Origin of the sequence: Streptomyces sp. NRRL F-5630 (assembly GCF_000719475.1) — a bacterium.
Lineage (GTDB): Bacteria > Actinomycetota > Actinomycetes > Streptomycetales > Streptomycetaceae > Streptomyces.
Window position 1 is genome coordinate 95,891 of record NZ_JOGO01000013.1, and the last position, 20,419, is coordinate 116,309.

16 protein-coding genes are annotated in these 20,419 nt (G+C 74.6%); 7 read left to right on the forward strand and 9 right to left on the reverse strand.

Annotated features, from left to right (window positions below; all coding sequences use genetic code 11):
- Window positions 1–16: 16 nt before the first annotated feature.
- Window positions 17–1,471 (reverse strand): MFS transporter, encoded by a 1,455-nt coding sequence (locus IF99_RS0109015; protein ID WP_030995849.1) that lies wholly within the window; start codon window positions 1,469–1,471, stop codon window positions 17–19.
- A 97-nt stretch (window positions 1,472–1,568) separates the two neighbouring features.
- Here IF99_RS0109015 and dusB point away from each other — a divergent pair, with 97 nt between their 5' ends.
- The 4 genes from dusB to IF99_RS0109035 all read left to right on the forward strand — a co-directional run bounded on the left by dusB (window position 1,569) and on the right by IF99_RS0109035 (window position 4,802).
- A complete protein-coding gene (dusB, locus tag IF99_RS0109020; protein ID WP_030995850.1) occupies window positions 1,569–2,768 on the forward strand; it encodes a tRNA dihydrouridine synthase DusB in 1,200 nt (399 codons plus the stop codon).
- A gap of 187 nt (window positions 2,769–2,955) precedes the next feature.
- Window positions 2,956–3,738, forward strand: a complete 783-nt coding sequence (locus IF99_RS0109025) for an SAM-dependent methyltransferase (RefSeq protein WP_030995851.1) — start codon at window positions 2,956–2,958, stop codon at window positions 3,736–3,738.
- A gap of 136 nt (window positions 3,739–3,874) precedes the next feature.
- Window positions 3,875–4,381: a helix-turn-helix transcriptional regulator gene (locus IF99_RS0109030; RefSeq protein WP_030995852.1), complete on the forward strand. Its 507-nt coding sequence runs from the start codon at window positions 3,875–3,877 to the stop codon at window positions 4,379–4,381.
- A gap of 10 nt (window positions 4,382–4,391) precedes the next feature.
- Complete coding sequence (locus tag IF99_RS0109035) at window positions 4,392–4,802, forward strand: VOC family protein (protein ID WP_030995853.1); 411 nt, start codon at window positions 4,392–4,394, stop codon at window positions 4,800–4,802.
- A 172-nt stretch (window positions 4,803–4,974) separates the two neighbouring features.
- On the opposite strand, the gene IF99_RS0109040 is transcribed toward IF99_RS0109035, so the two are convergent.
- From IF99_RS0109040 to IF99_RS0109050, 3 genes are all read right to left on the reverse strand, one after another.
- Window positions 4,975–6,159 (reverse strand): macrolide family glycosyltransferase, encoded by a 1,185-nt coding sequence (locus IF99_RS0109040; RefSeq protein ID WP_030995854.1) that lies wholly within the window; start codon window positions 6,157–6,159, stop codon window positions 4,975–4,977.
- Window positions 6,160–6,411: 252 nt separating this feature from the next.
- Window positions 6,412–8,358 carry a glycogen debranching N-terminal domain-containing protein gene (locus IF99_RS0109045; protein ID WP_030995855.1) on the reverse strand — a complete coding sequence of 649 codons (1,947 nt, stop codon included), beginning with the start codon at window positions 8,356–8,358 and terminating at the stop codon, window positions 6,412–6,414.
- On the reverse strand, window positions 8,355–9,638 hold the full coding sequence (locus IF99_RS0109050) for an MGH1-like glycoside hydrolase domain-containing protein (protein WP_030995856.1): 1,284 nt from the start codon (window positions 9,636–9,638) through the stop codon (window positions 8,355–8,357). Before IF99_RS0109050 ends, IF99_RS0109045 begins: the two co-directional genes overlap by 4 nt.
- A gap of 381 nt (window positions 9,639–10,019) precedes the next feature.
- On the opposite strand from IF99_RS0109050, the gene IF99_RS0109055 reads away from it, so the two are divergent.
- A complete protein-coding gene (locus IF99_RS0109055; protein ID WP_030995857.1) occupies window positions 10,020–11,282 on the forward strand; it encodes an ROK family protein in 1,263 nt (420 codons plus the stop codon).
- A gap of 105 nt (window positions 11,283–11,387) precedes the next feature.
- Here IF99_RS0109055 and IF99_RS0109060 read toward each other — a convergent pair whose 3' ends face one another.
- The gene (locus tag IF99_RS0109060; RefSeq protein WP_030995858.1) at window positions 11,388–13,013 is read right to left on the reverse strand and encodes a phytoene desaturase family protein; all 1,626 of its coding nucleotides are present in this window, start codon (window positions 13,011–13,013) and stop codon (window positions 11,388–11,390) included.
- Window positions 13,013–13,501 (reverse strand): SRPBCC family protein, encoded by a 489-nt coding sequence (locus IF99_RS0109065; protein ID WP_030995859.1) that lies wholly within the window; start codon window positions 13,499–13,501, stop codon window positions 13,013–13,015. The genes IF99_RS0109060 and IF99_RS0109065 overlap by 1 nt, the downstream gene beginning before the upstream one ends.
- A 160-nt stretch (window positions 13,502–13,661) precedes the next feature.
- Between IF99_RS0109065 and IF99_RS0109070 the strand changes: the two genes are divergently transcribed.
- Window positions 13,662–14,540: a short-chain dehydrogenase/reductase gene (locus IF99_RS0109070; RefSeq protein WP_030995860.1), complete on the forward strand. Its 879-nt coding sequence runs from the start codon at window positions 13,662–13,664 to the stop codon at window positions 14,538–14,540.
- A 110-nt stretch (window positions 14,541–14,650) separates the two neighbouring features.
- On the opposite strand, the gene IF99_RS0109075 is transcribed toward IF99_RS0109070, so the two are convergent.
- The 3 genes from IF99_RS0109075 to IF99_RS0109085 all read right to left on the reverse strand — a co-directional run bounded on the left by IF99_RS0109075 (window position 14,651) and on the right by IF99_RS0109085 (window position 16,686).
- Window positions 14,651–15,658: an iron-containing redox enzyme family protein gene (locus tag IF99_RS0109075; protein ID WP_030995861.1), complete on the reverse strand. Its 1,008-nt coding sequence runs from the start codon at window positions 15,656–15,658 to the stop codon at window positions 14,651–14,653.
- On the reverse strand, window positions 15,642–15,902 hold the full coding sequence (locus IF99_RS0109080; RefSeq protein WP_051703415.1) for a CDGSH iron-sulfur domain-containing protein: 261 nt from the start codon (window positions 15,900–15,902) through the stop codon (window positions 15,642–15,644). Before IF99_RS0109080 ends, IF99_RS0109075 begins: the two co-directional genes overlap by 17 nt.
- Window positions 15,903–15,999: 97 nt before the next feature.
- Window positions 16,000–16,686, reverse strand: coding sequence for a HemK2/MTQ2 family protein methyltransferase (locus tag IF99_RS0109085; protein WP_030995863.1), 687 nt, complete (start codon window positions 16,684–16,686; stop codon window positions 16,000–16,002).
- Between the two features lie 682 nt (window positions 16,687–17,368).
- Between IF99_RS0109085 and ppdK the strand changes: the two genes are divergently transcribed.
- Complete coding sequence (ppdK, locus tag IF99_RS0109090) at window positions 17,369–20,164, forward strand: pyruvate, phosphate dikinase (protein ID WP_030995864.1); 2,796 nt, start codon at window positions 17,369–17,371, stop codon at window positions 20,162–20,164.
- Window positions 20,165–20,419: the final 255 nt, after the last annotated feature.

Consider the following 20,419-nt stretch of genomic DNA (forward strand, 5'->3'; position numbering starts at 1 on the left):
CGTGCCGCTGCCTCGCTCAGCCGACCGTCGCGCCCTCTTCGTGCCGCTGCGCCGCCTCTTCGAGGCGCGCCGCCGCGCGCCGCGCGCTCTCCCCGGCCCGCCGCCCCGAGGAGACGAGGCCCAGCACCAGCACGGCGGCCCCGCACCCGGTGAGCACCCACCACGCCGGGCGCGCCGCGGCCGTGAAGGTCTCGGCGTACCGCGAGGGCGTGATGCCCGAGGCGAGGATCGCCCCGAGGAGCGCGACGCCGAGCGCCGAGCCCGTCTGGCGGCTCGTCGAGGCGACGGCGGCGGCGACCCCGGCCTGGGAGCGGGGCATCCCGGAGACGGCCGTGTTGGTGATGGGCGCGTTGACGAAGCCGAAGCCGAGGCCGAAGAGCACGAAGGCGACGACGAGGGTCACGGTGTGGGTCTGTCCGTCGAAGGCCGCGAAGAGGACGCCGCTCGCGGTCATCCCGAGCCCCGCGATCAGCAGCGGCACCCGCGTGCCGCGCGCCCCGACGAGCCGCCCCGACAGCGGCGCGCTCACGAAGGTCACGGCGGCCATCGGGAGCATCCACAGCCCGGCGTGCAGCGCGCTGTAGTGGCGGACGTTCTGGAGGTAGAGCGTGGAGAGGAAGAGGAAGCCGCCGAGGCCCGCGAAGCCGCACACGGCGATCACGGTCGCGCCGCTGAAGGGCAGGCTCCGGAAGAAGCGCGGGTCGATGAGCGGTTCGGGCCTGCGCAGCTCGTACGGGACGAGCAGCGCGACCGCGAGGACGGCGAGCACCGCGCAACCGAGCACGAGCGGCGAGGTGAGGCCCGCGTTCGGGGCCTCGATGATGCCGAACGTGAGCGCGGCGAGGAGCACGATGACGAGGAGCTGCCCGACCGGGTCGGGGCGGCGCCCGTGGGGAGCGCGCGACTCGGGCACGTACAGCGACAGGAGGACGAGCGCGGCGATGCCGATGGGCAGGTTGAGCCAGAAGATCGAGCGCCAGCCGACGCTGTCGACGAGCACCCCGCCGATGATCGGGCCCGCCGCCATCGAGAGGCCCACGACGCCGCCCCACACGCCGATCGCGCGGGCGCGCTCGCGCGGGTCCGTGAAGGTGTTCGTGATGATCGACATCGCGACCGGGTTGAGCATCGAGCCGCCGACGGCCTGCACCATGCGGAAGACGACGAGCAGCCCCAGGTTCGGGGCGATCGAGCAGAGCGCCGAACCGACCGTGAAGACGATCAGGCCGATGCGGAAGACGCGGCGGCGGCCCACGCGGTCCGCCGTCGAGCCGGAGAGCATGAGCAGCGAGGCGATGACGAGCGTGTAGGCGTCGATCGTCCACTGGAGCCCCGAGACGCTCGCGTGGAACTCTCTTTGCAGGTCGGGGAGGGCGACGTTGAGGACGGTGTTGTCCAGGGAGACGATCAGAAGGCTCATGCAGCAGATGGCGAGGACGGCCATGCGCCGCCGGTGACTCAGCTCGGGCATGAGCGGTATCGTAAATCATTAGTACGCTTTACTAACTAATGACCGGGCCTGTGGACAGCCGACTTGGCCCCCGGCGGCGGTACGTGACAATGGAGCCATGTCCTCCGCAGTCCCCCTCGCCCCCGCAGCCGCCGAAGCCACCGGGCCCACGCCGCCCCCCGCCCCGGCGGGCACGCCCCTGGCCATCGGCCCGCACCCGGTCAGCCCACCCGTCGTGCTCGCCCCCATGGCCGGGATCACCAACGCGCCCTTCCGCACCCTGTGCCGGGAGTTCAGCGGCGGCAAGGGCCTCTTCGTGAGCGAGATGATCACGACCCGCGCCCTCGTCGAGCGCAACGAGAAGACGATGCGGCTCGTCCAGTTCGGCCCCACCGAGACGCCCCGCTCGATCCAGCTCTACGGCGTCGACCCGGCCACGGTCGGCAAGGCGGCCCGCATGATCCGCGAGGAGGACCTCGCGGACCACATCGACCTCAACTTCGGCTGCCCGGTGCCGAAGGTCACGCGCAAGGGCGGCGGCTCGGCCCTCCCGTACAAGCGGCACCTGCTGCGCGCGATCCTGCGCGAGGCCGTCGCGGGCGCGGACGGGCTCCCGGTCACGATGAAGATGCGCAAGGGCATCGACGACGACCACCTCACCGCGCTCGACGCGGGCCGCATCGCCGTCGACGAGGGCATCACCGCGATCGCCCTGCACGGCCGCACCACGGCCCAGCACTACGGCGGCACCGCCGACTGGGACGCGATCGCGCGCCTCAAGGAACACGTCCCCGAGCTTCCCGTCCTCGGCAACGGCGACATCTGGACCGCCCAGGACGCCCTGCGCATGGTCCGCGAGACCGGCTGCGACGGCGTCGTCGTCGGACGCGGCTGCCTCGGCCGGCCCTGGCTCTTCGCGGACCTCGTCGCCGCCTTCGAGGGCGGCCCGCGCCCGGCTCCGCCCGGCCTGCGCGAGGTCGCCGCCGTCATGCTGCGCCACGCGCGTCTCCTCGGCGAGTGGCTGGAGGACGAGGAGCGCGGCGTGATCGACTTCCGCAAGCACGTCGCCTGGTACCTCAAGGGCTTCTCGGTCGGCTCCGAGAAGCGCCGCGCCCTCGCCACGACCTCCACCCTCGCCGAGCTGGAGGAGGGCCTGCACGGCCTCGACCTCGACCAGCCCTGGCCCGCGGCGGCCGAGGGTCCGCGCGGGCGCACCTCGGGCAACAACAGGGTCGCCCTCCCCGACGGCTGGCTCGACGACCCCTGGGACTGCGCGGCCCTGGGCGAGGACGCGGAATCGGAGACCTCGGGAGGCTGAGGCGGGCCGGGGACGGTGGAGGGAAGCGCGGGGTGGCCGAGGGGCGGTCGCGCACAAAGAGGCGCCGAAAGGGCATTGTGCCTGGCCGGACAGATGCGATCATGAGCTGACACGAGTATCAATGCGAGCTCGTGGGACTTGAGTTGCAGAGGAAGGCACGCCGATGAGTTCTCCCCTCGACGACCGTATGCAGCGCCTTGAGCAGGAGCTCAACACGAGCGTGCCCCACTCCGCACGGATGTGGAACTACTGGCTCGGCGGCAAGGACAACTACGAGGCGGACCGCAAGCTCGGCCAGTACATGGCCGAGACGTACCCGCAGATCAAGGAGATAGCCCGCGCCTCGCGCGCCTTCCAGGCCCGCGCCGTGCGCTACCTCGCGGGCGAGGCCGGCATCCGCCAGTTCCTCGACCTCGGCACGGGCCTGCCCACCGCCAACGCGACGCACGAGGTCGCCCAGTCCGTCGAGCCCACCGCGCGCATCGTCTACGTCGACCACGACCCGATCGTCCTCGCCCACGCCCGCGCGCTGCTCACGAGCGGCCCCATGGGCGCGACCGACTACGTGCACAGCGACCTCGCCGACGCACCGGCCGTGCTCGCCGAGGCCGCGCGGACCCTCGACCTGACCCAGCCCGTCGGTGTCCTCATCCTCTCCACCCTCGGCCACGTCCCGGACAGCGACGCCGCCCAGGCCCTGCTCCGGTCCTACCTCGACGCGCTCCCCTCGGGCAGCCACCTCGTCCAGTGCGACACCATCGAGACCCCCGAGACGAAGGCGGCTTCCGAGGACTACGAGGAGGGCGGCGCGATGGCCTACCGCTCCCGGCCGCGCGACGAGATGGAGCGCTTCACGGAGGGCCTGGAGCTCGTGGAGCCCGGCTTCGGCTCCATCGACCTGTGGAAGCCGGAGGCCCCGCTCGACCGCGAGCCCATCGAGCAGTGGGGCTTCGTGGGCCGCAAGCCGTGAGGCTCCGCAAGGCGTGAGCGTCCCTGAGCCTTGAGGACGCAAGCCCTCAGGGTCCCCGAACCCTCGGGGCCCAGTCCTGAGGCCGCGCGGGCCGTGAGCGGGCGCCGCTGTCGGTGGTTCGTGGCACGCTGGCCGCATGACCACTTCACCGCGCACGGGGGGCGGCGGGGCCGAGGCGCGCAGGCTGCGCGACCTCGCCGTCCTGCGGCGGGTCCGGGACCGCATCGACCGCGAGTACGCGAGCCCGCTCGACGTCGAGGCCCTCGCGGGCGGCGCGCACATGTCGGCCGGGCACCTGAGCCGGCAGTTCCGCCTCGCCTACGGGGAGCCCCCGTACGCGTACCTCATGACGCGGCGCATCGAGCGCGCGATGGCGCTCCTGCGGCGCGGCGACCTCGGCGTGACCGAGGTGTGCTTCGCGGTCGGCTGCTCCTCGCTCGGCACCTTCAGCACCAGGTTCACCGAACTGGTCGGTATGCCGCCGAGCGTCTACAAGGAGCGGGCGGCCGAGGGCGCGGCGGCGGGGGAGAACGCGGGCGCGGGGGCGGGTGAGGGAGCGGCGGAGGGCGTTCCCGCCTGCCTGGCCAAGCAGGTCACCCGACCGGTCAGGATTCGAGAAGCGCCCGGTCCCGGCCCCGCCTAACGTCGAAGGCATGGACCTCACACTGCACACCACAGTCCTCCCGCACACCGACCCCGAGGCCTCGCTCCGCTTCTACCGCGACATCCTCGGCTTCGAGGTGCGCAAAGACGTCGGCCAGGGCGCGATGCGCTGGCTCACGGTCGGCCCGAAGGGCCAGGACAGCATCTCCCTCCTCCTCGCCCCGCCCGCCCTCGACCCCGGCATCACGGACGAGGAGCGGCGCACGATCAACGAGATGATGGCGAAGGGCACGTACGGCTGGATCCTCCTCGCGACGAAGGACCTCGACGGCACCTTCGGCACGCTCTCGCAGGCGGGCGCCGAGGTCGTCCAGGAACCCGTCGAGCAGCCCTACGGCATCCGCGACTGCGCCTTCCGCGACCCGGCGGGCAACCTGATCCGCATCCAGGAAGTGGGCTGAGCGCGGGGGTGCGGGGGCGTTCCGCGTGAACGCCCCCGCACCCCCGGCCCTCCCGTCCGAGGCCCCGCTGCCAGCACGGTCGCCGTCATCAGTCACCGTCGCCGCCAGCGGGGGCTCTCATGGATCACCGCCGCTGCCAGCGCTCTCCGCCGCTGTCAGCGGCCCCTCGCTGTCAGCGGCCCGAAGCTGCCTTCAGCTCCGCCTCGATGAGGTCGGCCGCCCGGGACGTGCCGCCCTCCCTGAGGGCCTCTTCGCGCAGCCGCGACGAACGCCGGGCCACCTCCGGGTCGCCGACCAGGTCGAGCAGCGCCTCGCGCAGGCGCTCCGCCGTCGCCTCCGCCGTGTCGACGCGGTGGGCGATGCCCAGTTCGACGAGGCGGTCCGCGTTCGCGAACTGGTCGACGGCCTGGGGCACCGCGATCATCGGGACGCCCGCGAGCAGCGCCTCGCCGCAGCCGCCCATGCCCGCGTGCGTCACGAAGGCGTCGGCGGAGGCGAGGATCGCGCGCTGCGGGACCCAGGAGCTGACTTCGAAGTTGGCCGGTACGGGGCCGAGTTCGGCCGGGTCGACGTACTTGCCGATCTGGAGGACCACGTGCCACCCCGCCAGCTCGCCGAAGGCCGCGATACAGGCGCGGTAGAAGGCGGGCTGCCGGGTGTACGCGGAGCCGAGCGAGACGAGCAGCACGCGTTCCGCGTCGGCCGGGCGCTCCCAGGTCTCGGCGTCCGCGTCGAAGCACGGCCCCACGAAGGTCACGACGTCCGTGTTCACGCGGTCCGCGTGCGGCTGCATCGCGCGCGGCACGAGGGCGAGCGAGCGCGCGGGCGGGCCCATGAACGTATCGACGTCCCGTGTCGTCGTCCCGCACTCCGCGAGCCAGCGCGCGAAGCGCTCCTCGTAGGCGTCCGCTCCGGGCAACGCCTTGATCTGCGCGCCCACTTCCTCCGCGTACCCGTCCCACCCGACGAACGCGGGCGAGAGCTGCACGAGCGGCCTGCCCTGCGTCTCGGCGAGCGCGCGGGCGTGGTAGGCGCCGATGTCGTAGAGGTACAGGTCGGCGGGGTCGCTGTCGTAGGCGGCGCCAAGCTGCGGAAGCGACTGGACACCGTCGTCCAGGAAGAGGCCCATGGCGGCGATGGGGTCCTCGGGCCACTCGTTGTCCACGTGCGGCAGCACCGAGGCGACGGGCACGAGCGTGGCGCCGGTCGGCTCGACGAGGTGGGCGACGGAGGGGGCCGTCGCGTACGTCACCCGGTGGCCGCGGGCGACCAGCTCGCGCACGATGTCCAGGCTCGGCCGCATGTGGCTCACGAGGGGGGCGCACACCATGGCGATGTGGGCAGGGGCAAGTGGCATGGGAACACACTCGTTTCAGTTCTACGGGGTCTACAGGGGCAACGCGTGCCGACGCACAGGCCTGCGGGGCCGGGCGGCACGTGGCGGGGGAGGAGGCCGGTGAAGGCCCGCTCGCTTCAGCCGTAGATCTGGAGGAAACGCATGTGGACGACTCTAGGACGCGGGACGCGGGGGCGCACGTCCTTTTTCGCGCCCCCGCGCCCCGCACCCCGCGCCCCGCGGCCCCGTGCCCCACGCCCTTCTGCCCCTTGCCTACCCCCCGCCCACCGCCGTCAGCAACGCCAGCGGTGCCGCCGCCGACCGCGACTCGCGCACGCACGCGTACGGTGCCGCGACCGGGAGCGGGTGCCGGGTCCGCTCGTACCCCGCCAGGACCTCCGGGAGGCGGTGGTCCTCGTGCGCCGCGGCCTCCGTGAGGCCGTGGGCGAGGCGCAGGGCCTCGTCGTGGAGGCCGTAGCGGGCGAGACCGAGGGCGAGGAGGGCGTTGTCGTGCGGCCAGACCGCGCCCCGGTGGTAGGCGAGCGGGTGGTACGCGGCCTGTCCGGCGGCCAGGGTCCGTACGCCCCAGCCCGAGAAGAAGTCCGGCGCGAGCAGACGGCGGCCCACTGACTCGCCCCACTCCTTGTCGAGCAGCCCCGACCACAGCAGGTGCCCCGCGTCCGAGGCGAGCGCGTCGAGTCTGCGCCCGTCCTCGTCGAGCGCGAGCGCGGGGAAGGAGTGCTCGGGCATCCAGAAGTCGCGCTGGAAGCGGTCGCGCAGATCGGTCGCCGTCTGGTCGAGCAGGTCCGCGTACACCGGGTCGTCCCACACCTGCCGGGAGAGCCGCGCGGTACGGCGCAGGGCGTCGTACGCGTACCCCTGGGCGCCCGCCGTCAGGACCGGGCCGCTCGGGCGGGTCCCGTCGGCCGCGCAGATCGCGCCCGGCGTGTCGCGCCAGTTCTGGTGCGCGAGCCCGCCCTCGTCCGCGCGGTGGACGAGGTAGCCGCGCGAGGTGAGCCCGCCGTGGTCGAGCATCCACGTCACGGCGGCGCGCGCCTGCTTCTCCAGGCGCCGCGCCGCCGTCCTGTCGCCGGTCCGCTCGGTGTACGCGCCGAGCAGGACGAGGAAGAGCGGCGTCGCGTCGACGGAGCCGTAGTAGCGGCCGAAGGGCACCTGCCCGAAGTGCGCGAGTTCCCCGTGCCGCACCTCGTGCACGATCTTGCCCGGCTGGGCGACGCGCGCCGCCGTCTCCTCGGTGGCCTGCGCGGCGGCGAGCGCGGCGAGCGTCGCCGCGGCCGGTTCCGGGCGGTAGGGGAGGAGGAAGAGCGAGGTGAAGAGCGCGTCACGGCCCAGCAGCGTCTGGAACCAGGGGGCTCCGGCGGCCGGGACCCGCAGCGGCTCCCCGTCCGGGCCCGCCGCGGGGACCTGGAGCGCGGCGAGATCCGCGAGCCCCCGTGCGCACGCCGCGCCCAGCTCGGGCCAGCCCGCGGCGAGCGCCATGCCCTCCGTGTAGTCCGCCGCCTCCTCGGCGAGCAGCCGCGCCGCCTCGCGCGGCGAATCCGGGACGACGGGCGGGGTGAGTCCGCCGTTCCCCAAGGCCCGTACGCGCAAGGTGACTTCGGCTCCGCCGCCCGGCTCGCAGTCGAGCCGCCACACGAGCCGCCGGGCCCCCGTGCCCGTCTCCTCGACGGCGTCGGGGGCCGGTTCGGCGGTCACCGCGGTACGGGCCTGCCAGTCGCCCCGCCGGTAGCGGAATTCGAGCGCCCCGTCCTCGGTCAGCTCCCTGCCCCGTACCGCCCCGGGCTTGCTGTACGTGCGATGGTCGGCCCGCAGCTCGAACTGGTCGCTGAAGTCCGCGTCGACGGTGAGCGCGAGCCGGACCGTGAGCGGCCCCTGGCGGTTGCTCAGGAGCCGCACTGTCTCCACGAACGAGCCGTCCACGACAGCCTGTTCGCGGAAGAGCGTGTACGCGGGCGGCTCGGTGCGGCTGCCGTGCGGGCTCAGCACACTGCGCAGCGTCCCGCTGCCCGCGGCCGGGGCGAGCACCTGCGGCACCCGGCCGTCCACGGTGAGCTGCCAGCGGCTGAGGTGGCGCGCGTCCCGTACGAAGAGACCGTCCGGGGCCGTGCCCCGCGCCCCCGTGATGTCCCCCGCCGCGTCGACGGCGGCGAAGCTCGACCCGTGCACGAGCGTGCGCCGGCCGGTGTCCTCCCTGTTCACTCCCCAGCCCCTTCCTCGGCCAGCAGGTCGAGACAGAGCGCGGCCGTCCAGCCGAACTCCCGCGCCCCCAGCCCCCGCCCCGTGGCCGGATCGACGTACTCCGCGAATGCCGTCGCACCCGCCGTCCGGAGGAACGCTTCCCGCAGCGCCGCGGCGCCCGCCGGGTCACCGTGCTGCCGAAGCCCGCGCAGCAGCAGCCAGTTGACGTTGAACCAGGCGGGACCCCGCCAGTAGCGGCGCGGGTCGTGGGCGGGGGACGTCAGATCGTGACTCGGTACGAGCGGGCCGCGCGTGCCGAGCCCGAAGCGCGGCCCGCGCAGGGTCGCCCGCAGCGTCTCCGCGATCCCCTCCGGCAGCCAGGGCAGCACGAGCGGCAGCAGCCCGGCGGCCCCGCACTCCGGTGGCCGCGCCGCCTTCCCCTCCAGGTCCCGGCTCAGGAACAGCCCTGCCCCCGGCTCCCACAGCCGCTCGACCAGCACCTCAGTGAGCTGCCGCGCCCGCCGGGTGCGGGGCCCCGGGTCCTCGCCGAGTTCGGCCGCGATCGCCGCGAGCGCGTACTCCGAGGCGATGAGGAGCGCGTTGAAGCCCGGGTCCTCGACCGCGAACCGCGCCCCGTCGGGCCGCGCGGCCCGGTCCGCGTAGCCGCTGTCCCGGTAGGCGGCGGCGAGCCGCACGTACCGCCCGTAGTCGAGATCCGTCGGCCGGTCAGCGGCGCTGCCGTGGTCGAGGTCGGCGCGCCGGTACGAGTCGCGCGGGGCCGGGACGACGCGCGCGAGCGGCGCGTCCCAGCACGGGCTGTTGTCCATGCCCGACTCCCACGGATGGACGAGCGCGGCGAGTCCGGCGCCGCCCAGGTCGCGGGCCTCGCGCAGGTAGCGGTGCCATGCCACGAGCCGGGGGTACATCCGGGCGAGGAAGGCGCGCGAGGCGGCGTCGCGCGGCGCGGCGCGGTGCACGAGCCACACCGCGAGCGCGTGCACGGGCGGCTGCACGATCCCGGAGGTCTCCGGTGCCTGCGGCGCGGGGGAGGCGTGCGAGGAGCGCCAGAAGTCGGGGCCCGGGAAGTAGGCGTCGAGCGGGACGGCCGGGTTGAAGACGATGTGCGGCACACGGCCGTCCGCCCACTGCGCGGTGAACAGGGTCTCGATCTCGCGGCGCGCCCGCGCCGGGTCGAGCCGCCGCAGGCCGATCGCGATGAAGGCCGAGTCCCACGACCACTGGTGCGGGTACAGGGCGCGCGAGGGCACGGTCGACGCGCCCGTCCGGTTCGCTTCGAGCACGGCGGCGGCAGCGCGCCACAGGTGGCGCGGCGCACTCGTACGTTCACCCGTACGGGGACGCGGATGGGATGCGATCCGGGGCGCGGGGACGCGGGGCGCGCCGGGGTGCGGGGGAGGGGCGGAATCCGGGGGAGCCGCCGTCGCGGGACCCGGAGCGCCCTGGTGGGGGAGCTCGACGGGCCCCGCGTGCCGCGGGAGACGGCTGGGACGGCTGGTGACTCGGGAGGTGGGTTCCACGTAGCGCTCCCCGGGGAGGTCCTGGGACAGTCCGGGCACACGAAGGCCCGGGCCCGCGGTACCGGGTACCGTAGGTTACGTCTATTTAACACGCAGAACTTACTGTGTAATGCGAACTTGGCGAACGCAAGGGGGTCGGGCACGGTGGCTAACCAGGCGAGCGCGGGGGATCTGCTCCAGTTGGTGCGCACGGGGTCCGCGACGACCCGTGGGGACCTCCAGCGCGTCACCGGGCTCTCGCGGGCGACCGTCGGCCAGCGCCTCGACCGGCTCTTCCGCGCGGGCTGGCTCCGCGAGGGCGACGCGGCACCGAGCGCGCCCTCGCCGCAGGGCGGGCGTCCCTCGGTCCGTCTGGAGTTCGACGACCGTCATGCCCTCGTCCTCGCGGCGGACCTGGAGACCCGTCACTCCCGCGCCGCCGCGCTCAGCCTCACGGGGGACGTGCTCGCCGAGACGAGCTGGCCGCTCCTCCTCTCGGAGGGGCCCGAACACGTCCTCGGCGAACTCGGCGCGCGCTTCGCGCGGCTGCTCAAGGACGCGGGCCTCGACCCGGCCGCCGTCTGCGGCATCGGCGTCGCCGTGCCCGGCCCCGTGGACAGCGCGAGCGGCACCCTCGTGGACCCGCCGATCATGTCCGGCTGGGGCGGCTTCGACCTGAGCGGCCGGCTCGCGCGCGCCTTCGCCGAGGCGAGCGGCGCGGCCGGGTTCGCGGGGGGCGGCGCGGCGGGCGGCGGGGCGGGTCGTGCGGAGGGCGGGGCCGCCGTGCCCGTCCCCGTCCTCGTCGAGAACGACGCCAACCTCATGGCCTACGGGGAACAGCGCACCGGCTGGCCGGAGTGCCGCGCCTTCGTCCTCGTCAAGGTGTCGACCGGGATAGGGGCGGGGGTCGTCGTGGACGGCGCCGTCTACCGGGGCGTGGACGGCGGCGCGGGCGACATCGGGCACATCAGGGTCCCGGCCGGGGAGGGGCTGGACTGCATGTGCGGGGCGCAGGGCTGCCTCGCCGCCGTGGCGAGCGGCCGGGCCCTCGCCGCGCGGCTCCGCGCGGTGGGCGTCCCCGCCGCCTCGGGCTCCGACGTCCGCGCCCTCCTCGCCGAGGGCCACCCCGAGGCCGCGGGCCTCGCCCGCCAGGCGGGCCGCCAGGTCGGCGAGGTCCTCGCGACCGTCGTGACCCTCCTCAACCCGGGCGTCCTCATGATCGCGGGCGACCTCGCGGGAACCCCCTTCCTCACCGGGGTCCGCGAACTCCTCTACCAGCGCGCCCTGCCCCGCTGCACGGCCCACCTCGACGTCGTCACCTCACGCCTCGGCGACCGCGCCGCCCTGGTGGGCGCGGCCCACCTCGTCGTGGAACACCTCTACGCCCCGGGACGGGCGGAGGAACGCCTGACGGCGCTGGGGGTGTAGGACGGCGTACGCGCCCCGTCCGCGCGGGCCGGGGGAAGGCCACGCTGCCCCCGGCCCGCGCTCCGCCGCTTCCGCCCGGCTTCGGCTGCCCTCCTCCGGCGTCCCTCACCCCGTCCGCCGTCCCTCCCTGTCCCTCCGCGTCAGGTGCCGTTGCAGCGCGCTCAGCGGGGTGCGGGCGACATGGGCCCGTACCGCGGCGCGCGCGGCGTTGGCCCCCGGGGCGCCGTGGACGCCGCCGCCGGGGTGGGCGGAGGCGGAGGCGAGGTAGAGGCCGTTGACGGCGGTCTCGGGACGGCCGCTGCCGGGGAGCGGGCGGAAGACGAGTTCCTGGTGCATCGCGGCCGTGCCGCCGTTGATCGCCCCGTTCCGCAGATTCGCGTCGAGCGCCTGGAGCGTGGGAGGCGCGAGGATTCGCCTGGCCCTGATCAGCGCCCGGAAACCCGGCGCCCAGCGCTCCACCTCCCGCTCCACACGATCCGCCATCGTCTCCGCCTGCGCGGTGGTCCACCGCCCGTCGAGACCCTCGTCCCCGGCGTCCGTCTTCACCACGTGCGGCACGTGCGTGTACGCCCAGCACGACTCCGTACCGGCGGGGGAGCGCGAGGGATCGGCCGTGGTCATCTGGCCGAAGAGGAGGAAGGGGCGGTCGGGCACGGCGCCGGTCGCGAGCTGCGCGGCGAAGCGGGTGAGGCCGTCCACCCCGTCCGCCAGGTGCACCGTGCCCGCTCCGGTCGCGGCGCCCGCGGTCCAGGGGACGCGGCCGTCGAGCGCCCAGTCCACCTTGAACGTCGCGAAGTCCCACTGGAACCGCTCCAGGTCGGCGAGCACCCGCCCGGGCAGGTGCTCCGCGCCGACCAGGTCCCGGTAGAGCGTGGGGGCCGGTACGTCCGCGAGCACCGCCCGCCGCGCCCCGACCGTCGCGCCGTCCGCCGTCCGCACCCCGGCGGCCCGCCCGCCGCGCACGAGCACCCGCTCGACCCGGCTCCCGCACCGCAGCACTCCGCCGCGCTCGGTGAACCGCCGGACGAGCGCCGTCGTGAGCGCCTGCGCCCCGCCGGCCGGTACGGGGAACCCGTAGGTCTGCCCGAGCATCGACATGAGCCAGCCGTAGCCGCCGCTGCCCGCCGCCTCCGGGGCCAGGTCGGCGTGGAGCGCGTTGCCCGCGAGCAGCACCCTGCCCCCCTCGCCCCGGAACTCCTCCTCGCCCAGACGCCGCACCGGCAGTACGAGCGAGCGCGCGAGCCGCAGCCCGCCGCCCGCCTTCACCTGCCGGGCGAGCCGCAGCCCCGCCCGCACCGGCGGGAACGGTGTGAAGAGCGCGCCGATGAGATCGGGCCCCACTCGCCGCCAGGTCCGGTGCAGCCCGAGCCACGCCTCGCCGTCACCCGGCGTCAGCGCGTCCAGGGCCGCCGCCGTGTCCTCGGGCCGCCGTTCCAGGACCGCGCACCCGCCGTCGGGGAGGGGGTGGGCGAGGACGCGCGGGGCGTGGCTCCAGCGCAGCCCGTACCGCTCCAGGCCGAGCCCTGCCAGGACGGGGGACGCGGCGGCCAGCGGGTAGAAGGCGCTGCCCACGTCGCTCACGTAGTCCGGGTGGACCCCGCGGTCCGAGCGCACCGCGCCCCCGGGGCTCTCCTGCTCCTCCAGGACCTCCACGCTCCAGCCCGCGTCCACGAGGAGGTTCGCGGCCACGAGCCCGTTGGGCCCGCCACCGATCACCACGGCGTCCGGCATCACACGGCCCCCCGCGGCCGGGCCGCCGACCCGCCCGCGCGCGTGCCCCGCCGCTCGTCCCGCGCCGCGACCGTCTTGGCCAGCCGCGAGAGCATGAGCCGGTTCCGGAACTGGCTCAGCGCGTCCACGACCGAGTTGTGGAGCAGCCCCCCGGGCCCGCGCAGCGGGTGCTCGTCGAGCAGGACGAGCGTGTCCCCGCCCCACTCGCGCAGGTCGAGGGCGATCCGCGCGGTCCCCAGGGCGCCGCTGTCGACCTCCAGTTCCAGGATGCCGGGCGGCTCGCAGCGCCGGACGTAGGTGTGCCCCTTCGCCGACCAGCGGCCCACGCGCACCCGGTACGCGATGCTCGACCCGACCTCGGGCCAGTTCCCCTCGTCGGGCGCCGAGCGCTCGGTGCCCACGACCCAGTCGCCGTAGCGCGCGCCGTCCGCGAGGACGGCCCACACCTCGTCCCTGGGCCGCTCGATCAGCTTGTGCCGTACCGCCATGACCACTCTCCGTCCCGCCGGTGCCTGATGGGCGATGGGTGCCCCTCCTGACCGGCCTCACGTGCGCCTTTCGCCGCCCCCTCACCCGAACGCGGCCGATTCGGCGGCTGGCAGGGGGGTACTCCCCGGCTCCGTCCCCCCTCAGCCGGAAGGCCCGGTCATGCCCCCCACCTCGCCGCTCGGCGGCCGCACGGCCGTCGTGACCGGAGCCGCGCGCGGGATCGGCGCGCTCCTCGCCCACGCCCTCGCGGAGCGCGGGATGCGCCTCGCCCTGCTCGGCCTGGAGGACGAGGAGTTGCGGGCCGTCGCCGCGGGACTGCCCGGCCCCGCCGCGGCCTTCTCCGCCGACGTGCGCGACCCCGAGGCCGTCGCCCGCGCGGCCCGGCAGGCCGAGGAGCGCTTCGGACCCCCGTCCGTCGTGGTCGCGAACGCGGGCATCGCGGCCGGCGGCCCCTACCTCGACGGCGCGGTGCGCACGTGGCGGGACGTCCTCGACGTGAACCTCGGCGGCAGCGCGGTCACCGCGCACGCCTTCCTCCCCGGCCTGCTCCGCACGCGCGGCTACTACCTCCAGGTCACCTCGCTCGCCGCGCTCACGCCCTCGCCGCTGCTCGCCGCCTACTGCGCGTCGAAGGCGGGCGCCGAGATGCTCGCGCACTGCCTGCGCACCGAGTACGCGCCCCGGGGCGTCGGCGTCGGCGTCGCCTACTTCAACTGGGCGGACACGGACATGATCCGCGCGGCCGACACCACCGAGGCGCTCCACGCCCTGCGCTCCCGCCTCCCCGGCCCCGCCGGGGCCACGGCCCCCGCCGCCGAGGTCGCCGCACGGCTCGCGCGGGGCATCGAACGCCGCGCCCGCTCCGTCTACGCCCAGCCGTGGCTGCGCCTCGCCCGCGCGGGCCGCGCCCTCGCCCCCTGGGCCATGGGCCCCCTGACCTCGTACCTCTTCGGCTCCGCGGGCCCCGGCGCGGCAGGTCCCGCGACGGGCCCGCTGGGGGCGGGGGGCCGCGCGGCGCGGCGGACGGGCGGACGCTGAGCCGGGGAGGGCGCGGGGACGGGGCTGCCTCTCCGCCCCTGGTCCCACCGCCCCGGCCCTCGCCGCCCCTTGGTCCCACCGCCCCGGCCCTCCCCGCACCCGGGCCCTCTTCAGCCCCGGAGCGCCGAACGTCCCGCCCGCCAGGACTCCAGGAGCCACTGCCCGAGACGGTCCTCCAGGAAGACCGTCGCGTCGGCGCCGAAGGCGATGTCCGCCTCCAGGCGCGGTTCCTCGGCGAGCAGGCCGCCGATCACCTCGCGCCGCACGACCTGCTCGTGCACCGCGTCCGCCTCGACGTGCTCGGCGTAGAAGCGCTCGGCGGCCGGGCCCGCGCCCGTGCGGCGCATCGCGGCGGCGAGGCGGCGGGAGCCGGGCGAGGACGTGACCTCGACGCAGGCGAAGTGGCCGACGAGCGCGCCGCGCAGCGCACGGCGCAGGCCGAAGAGCGTCATCATGTTGACGATGGCGAGCGCGGGGGCGGGGGCCGCGTCCACGTAGTGCCCGTACCGCGTCTCCAGCCCGAGGTCCGCCATGAGGTCGGCGAAGAGGCGCGCGTGCACGTTCTCCGCGCGTCCCGCCCCGTACTCGTCGTACTCGACCGCGACCATCCCGGCCTTGGCCCGGCCGGACAGCCGCGGGATGACCCAGGCGTGCGGGTCGCCCTCCTTGAGGTGGTAGAGCGAGCGCAGCGCCGCGTACTCGCGCAACTGCTCGCGCGTGCCCTCGTGTTCGAGGTGGTAGGCCACGCTCCCGCCGTGCTCGACGGGTTCCACGAGCAGCTCGGCGAAGGTCTCCTCCACCGTCCGCCCGCCGGGCACGTCGGCACGCAGGGCCCCGAGGAAGCGTTCCTCCAGGGCCTGCCGCAGGGGCATCAGCGCGGGGTCCCACTCGCGGTCGTCGGGCACTCCGGCGAAGCCCCGGTAGTGCAGTTCGTACAGCGCGTAGAGCGCGAGGTGCAGGTCCTCGCCGTACGGGTCCGCCGTCGCGGCACCCGCCGTGTCGACGGCCCGGGACGCGCCCGGCGCGGCGAGCGCCGCGCGGACGCGCGCCGAGAGGGGGCCGCGCGCCGCGGGGAGCGCGGGTTCCGTACGGGCGCTGGGGTCAGCGGTCGTCGTCACGGCGCGCCTCCTTCCCCCGAGGGCGGCGCGCCGGGCGGGCGTGCCTCCGGTGGCTGGTGTCGCACCACGGGTACGAACGGCTGCGGCGGCACGTGCACACCGCCACGACGAAGCGGTCGGACACCGCTACCGTCCCGTCCTCCATGACCACTTCCACGGGCCCTTCGATCAGCAGCGGTCCCTCGCGGTCGATCGTGACCCGCCGCGAGCCGGAGCCCTCCCGCGCGGCAACGCCCCCGGCCACCCGTGCCGTTCCTTCCCCGGCCACCCGCGCCGTCCCTTCCCCGGACTGCCGCTCCGCGTCGCTCACGCGGGGCAGCGCCTCGTTCCCCTTCGGCCGCTCACTTGCGTTCGGCACGGATCACCACCAGTTCCTCCATCTCCTCGCCGGCCTTCAGCAGCCCTTCCTCGCGCAGCCACCCGAGCCGCGCCCGCGTCACCGGGCCGAAGGGCACATGGCAGCGGTCCGCCACCTCGCCCCGCAGACCCGCCTCGGCGAGGCGCCGCAAGGTCTCCTCGGTGCGGCACATGCCCGAGTGCACGAGCAGCAGCACGCCGTGGGCCGAGAGCACCCGCCCGGCGTGCGCGCACACCCGGTCCAGGGTCTGCCTGCCGCCCGGACCGGCGTCCCAGGCGAGCGCCGCCGAGTGGTCGCGCCCGCGTACCGGCCCCGGGGCCGGTACGTACGGCGGATTGCTCAGCACGAGGTCGAAGCGCTGTCCGCGCACCGGGCCCGAGAGGTCCCCGCGCAGCACCCGGACCCGCTGCCGGGCCCGCGCCGCGTTGAGCCGCGCCGAGAGCACCGCCCGCCAGGACAGGTCGGTCGCGGAGACGTGCGCGCCCCGCAGCGCGGCCAGCAGGGCGAGCGCGCCGCTGCCCGTGCACAGGTCGAGCACCCGTGTGCCCGGACCGATCGGCTCGTCGCCCAGCACACGCGCGAGCAGGTGGGTGTCGGCCTGCGGGGCGTAGACGCCCGGCAGGGTCCACAAGGCGCTCAGCGCGGGCGGGCGGGGAGGAGCGGTCGTCATGGGGCTGACCTCCGGAGGGGTGGGGACCGGGGCGGTCCTCGGCCGGGCGACGTGGCCGTTCCAGGCTCCGCGCACCTGTCACGGAGCGCCACTCGGACCGCGACGCCCCACTGGGTACCCCCTCGGCCGCACCTCACGCGTCCTGGACGGGGAGCGTCCACCGGCGCCTCGCCAGCTCACGTTCCGTGACCAACGACGCGCCGTGCCACGCCGGAACCCGCTCCGCCTGCCTCTCGCTTCCCTGTGTGGCACTGGATGTCCTGTCCGGTGCGTCAGTGCGGGCGACCCTGCTCTCCCACGCACGCGTGTCCGCATCGTGGTCCGTCCGGGGCACGCGTTCCGCGTGATTCGCGCCACGTCTGAGAAGGGTTTAACTCATATGAGCGAAGGAGGGAGGCTTTCGGCTCCCGAAGAATGGCACCCCGTGCCACCCTGCGCGTCTTCAGGAGATGAACGCATCTGACGACAACCCCTGCTCAGGTGAGCGAAATGGACCGGAGGCGTTTCTTCCGCTTACAGGGCTTGAAGCGCGCGCCGCTCCTCCCCCGTCCCGGATGACACTTTCGATCTCCTGGCGGGCGGCGCATTGTGCCCGCACGACCCGCAGGTCCAGGTGCCGGACCACCTTGGATCTGGGTATGTTCCTCGCCGTCAGGGCAGTCAGCCGCGAGGAGTCAGTCCCGTGTCGTCAGCAAAGCAGCAGCGCCCCGAGGCCGCAGGCCGTGCCGGTGCGGGCACGCCCGTCGCCTCCGTCCCCGAGACACCGCGCGAGGCGCGGGAGACGCCGAAATTCGTCTACGACTTCACCGAGGGCAACCGCCACCTGAAGGATCTCCTCGGCGGCAAGGGCGCGAACCTCGCAGAGATGACGAACCTGGGCCTGCCGGTCCCGCCCGGATTCACCATCACCACCGAGGCGTGCAAGACGTACCTGGAGAGCGGCAAGGAGCCCGCGCCCCTGCGCGACGAGGTGAGTGCGCACCTCGACGCGCTGGAGACGGCGATGGGCAAGCGGCTCGGCCAGGCCGACGACCCGCTGCTCGTCTCCGTACGCTCCGGCGCCAAGTTCTCGATGCCCGGCATGATGGACACCGTCCTCAACATCGGCCTCTCGGACGCCTCCGTGCCCGGCCTCGCCGCGCAGGCAGGCGACGAGCGCTTCGCCTGGGACTCCTACCGGCGCCTGATCCAGATGTTCGGCAAGACGGTGCTCGGCGTCGACGGCGAACTCTTCGAAGAAGCCCTGGAGTCGGCGAAGAAGGCGAAGGGGGTCGCGACCGACGTCGACCTCGACGCCGCCGACCTCAAGAAGCTCGTCAAGAGCTACAAGAAGCTCGTCGAGCGCGAGGCGGGCCGCCCCTTCCCGCAGGACCCGCGCGAGCAGATGGACCTGGCGATCCACGCGGTCTTCGACTCGTGGAACACCGACCGCGCCAAGCTCTACCGCCGCCAGGAGCGCATCCCGCACGACCTCGGCACCGCCGTCAACGTCTGCTCGATGGTCTTCGGCAACCTCGGCCCCGACTCCGGCACGGGCGTCGCCTTCACGCGCGACCCCGCCAGCGGCCACCAGGGCGTCTACGGCGACTACTTGCAGAACGCGCAGGGCGAGGACGTCGTCGCGGGCATCCGCAACACCGTGCCGCTCGCCGAACTTGAGCGCATCGACAAGCCCTCCTACGACGCGCTGATGGGCATCATGGAGACCCTGGAGAACCACTACAGGGACCTGTGCGACATCGAGTTCACGATCGAGCGCGGCAAGCTGTGGATGCTCCAGACCCGCGTCGGCAAGCGCACGGCGGCCGCCGCCTTCCGCATCGCCACCCAGCTCGTCGACCAGGGCCTCATCACCGAGGCCGAGGCCCTCCAGCGCGTCAACGGCAACCAGCTCGCGCAGCTCATGTTCCCGCGCTTCGACGAGAGGTCGGACGCCGAGGCGGTCGCGCGCGGCATCGCCGCCTCGCCCGGCGCGGCCGTCGGCAAGGCCGTCTTCGACTCGTACACCGCCGTCAAGTGGTCCCGCTCCGGCGAGAAGGTCATCCTCATCCGCCGCGAGACCAACCCCGACGACCTCGACGGGATGCTCGCCGCCGAAGGCATCCTCACCTCGCGCGGCGGCAAGACCTCGCACGCCGCCGTCGTCGCGCGCGGCATGGGCAAGACCTGTGTCTGCGGCGCCGAGGAGCTGGAGGTCGACACGAAGCGGCGCCGCCTCACGACGAGCGGGGGCACCGTCGTCGAGGAGGGCGACCTCGTCTCGATCGACGGCTCCACGGGCCGCGTCTACCTGGGTGAGGTTCCGGTCGTACCCTCGCCGGTCGTCGAGTACTTCGAGGGCCGGATGCACGCGGGCGCCGACGAGGCGGACGAACTCGTCGCCGCCGTCCACCGGATCATGGCCTACGCCGACCGCACCCGCCGCCTGCGCGTGCGGGCCAACGCCGACAACGCCGCCGACGCGCTGCGCGCCCGCCGCTTCGGCGCCCAGGGCATCGGCCTGTGCCGCACCGAGCACATGTTCCTCGGCGAACGCCGCACCCTGGTCGAGTCGTTGATCCTCGCCGACACCGACAAGGAGCGCGAGGAAGCGCTCGCCGAACTCCTCCCGCTCCAGAAGCGGGACTTCGTCGAGCTGTTCGAGGCGATGGACGGACTCCCCGTCACCGTCCGCCTCCTGGACCCGCCGCTGCACGAATTCCTGCCGGACATCACCGAGTTGTCGGTACGGGTCGCGCTCGCCGAATCGCGGAAGGACGCCAACGAGAACGACCTCCGCCTCCTCCAGGCCGTCCACCGCCTCCACGAGCAGAACCCGATGCTCGGCCTGCGCGGCGTGCGCCTCGGCCTCGTCATCCCCGGCCTGTTCACGATGCAGGTACGGGCCATCGCGGAGGCCGCCGCGCAGCGCCGCGAGAACGGCGGCGACCCGCGCGCGGAGATCATGATCCCGCTCGTCGGCACCGTCCAGGAACTCGAACTCGTCCGTGAGGAGGCCGAGGAGGTCATCACGTCGACCGAGTCCGCGCTCGGCACCGACCTCGGCATCTCGCTCGGCACGATGATCGAGCTGCCGCGCGCCGCGCTCACCGCCGGGCAGATCGCCGAGGCCGCGCAGTTCTTCTCCTTCGGCACCAACGACCTCACGCAGACGGTCTGGGGCTTCTCGCGCGACGACGTCGAGGCGAGCTTCTTCACCGCGTACCTGGAGAAGGGCATCTTCGGGGTCTCGCCCTTCGAGACCATCGACCGCGACGGCGTCGGCAAGCTCGTCGCCGACGCGGCCCGCGCCGGTCGCGCGACCCGCCCCGACCTCAAGCTCGGCGTCTGCGGTGAGCACGGCGGCGACCCGGAGTCGGTCCACTTCTTCCACGAGGTCGGCCTCGACTACGTGTCCTGCTCGCCCTTCCGCATCCCGGTCGCCCGCCTGGAGGCCGCCCGCGCCGCCGCGAAGCCGGAGACGGACACCACGGCCTGAGCCACGGGCCGGTACGGACCACCCCTGCGGGGGTCCCCCGCCCCGGGCCACCCGCCCCCGTCCGTCCCACCCTCACCGGGGCGGGGCGCGGGAAGCGCCCGGAGCACGAAGAAGGAGCGGCACCCTGTGCGGGGGTGCCGCTCCTTCGCCGTCCGGGGCCGTGCCCGCCCGGGGCCGTGCTGTCCCGGCCCATACCGTCAGCGCCGCGCGTGGGTCGCGGGACCTCGGGCCGCTCGCGAACGGGCCCGCCCGGTA

Bases quoted from the DNA above. Each gene is read 5' to 3' on its own strand.
- IF99_RS0109015 (WP_030995849.1), bottom strand. From the start codon at position 1,471: ATGCCCGAGCTGAGTCACCGGCGGCGCATGGCCGTCCTCGCCATCTGC.
- dusB (WP_030995850.1), top strand. From the start codon at position 1,569: ATGTCCTCCGCAGTCCCCCTCGCCCCCGCAGCCGCCGAAGCCACCGGG.
- IF99_RS0109025 (WP_030995851.1), top strand. From the start codon at position 2,956: ATGCAGCGCCTTGAGCAGGAGCTCAACACGAGCGTGCCCCACTCCGCA.
- IF99_RS0109030 (WP_030995852.1), top strand. From the start codon at position 3,875: ATGACCACTTCACCGCGCACGGGGGGCGGCGGGGCCGAGGCGCGCAGG.
- IF99_RS0109035 (WP_030995853.1), top strand. From the start codon at position 4,392: ATGGACCTCACACTGCACACCACAGTCCTCCCGCACACCGACCCCGAG.
- IF99_RS0109040 (WP_030995854.1), bottom strand. From the start codon at position 6,159: ATGCCACTTGCCCCTGCCCACATCGCCATGGTGTGCGCCCCCCTCGTG.
- IF99_RS0109060 (WP_030995858.1), bottom strand. From the start codon at position 13,013: ATGCCGGACGCCGTGGTGATCGGTGGCGGGCCCAACGGGCTCGTGGCC.
- IF99_RS0109065 (WP_030995859.1), bottom strand. From the start codon at position 13,501: ATGGCGGTACGGCACAAGCTGATCGAGCGGCCCAGGGACGAGGTGTGG.
- IF99_RS0109070 (WP_030995860.1), top strand. From the start codon at position 13,662: ATGCCCCCCACCTCGCCGCTCGGCGGCCGCACGGCCGTCGTGACCGGA.
- IF99_RS0109085 (WP_030995863.1), bottom strand. From the start codon at position 16,686: ATGACGACCGCTCCTCCCCGCCCGCCCGCGCTGAGCGCCTTGTGGACC.